This window comes from Campylobacter coli LMG 9860 (assembly GCF_000254135.1).
GTDB classification, from domain to species: domain Bacteria; phylum Campylobacterota; class Campylobacteria; order Campylobacterales; family Campylobacteraceae; genus Campylobacter_D; species Campylobacter_D coli.
Genome location: NZ_AINS01000077.1, coordinates 1 through 680, shown reverse-complemented (window position 1 = coordinate 680; position 680 = coordinate 1). Strand labels below are relative to the sequence as shown.

Annotated in this window: 1 protein-coding gene; it reads left to right on the top strand. The window is 31.5% G+C overall.

The window, feature by feature from the left end; all coding sequences use genetic code 11:
* A partial coding sequence (locus CCO88_RS08675; protein ID WP_002821083.1) for a motility associated factor glycosyltransferase family protein occupies window positions 1-680 on the top strand: 680 nt, incomplete at both ends.

Here is a 680-nt window from a genome sequence, read left to right as displayed (position 1 = left end):
ACTAAACAACTTCCTTTGTTAAAAAAATATGCTAATAAAGCTACAATTTTTTGTGCAGATAGTGCTTATCCTATTTTGGCTAAACATGATATCAAGCCTGATTATGTTTGCATGCTTGAAAGAAGTGAATTTACGGCTGAATTTTTTAATCATGATTTTGGGGAATTTGATAGGGAGGTTTGTTTTATTATTAAATCTGTAGTACACCCTAATGCCATAAATTACCTAACCAAAAAAACCGATAATTTTACCCTAGTTTCAACCTATGCAAGTTTTATAAATTATTTAAAACTGGATCATTTTGGGTATTTTAATATGGGATTTAGCGTTGCACATATGGCTTGTTATCTTTCTTTGCATTTAAAACATAAAAACATCATTTTCATAGGACAGGATTTAGCCTATGCAAAAAATGGTAATTCTCATCCTGATGATTATCAAAACTCAGCCACCTATGAAAGTAAGGCGCATGAACCTATTTTAACTAAGGCTTATGGGGGGAAAGGAGAAGTTAAAACTCATCATGTTTGGCTTATGTTTAAACAAAATTTAGAACAAGACATAGAAAAAATACAAAAATATTTAGATACTAAAGTTTACAACTGCACCGAAGGGGGAGCAAGGATAAAAGGAGCCATAGAAAAACCTTTTCTTTGGGCTTGTGAGAATTTACTTGATAA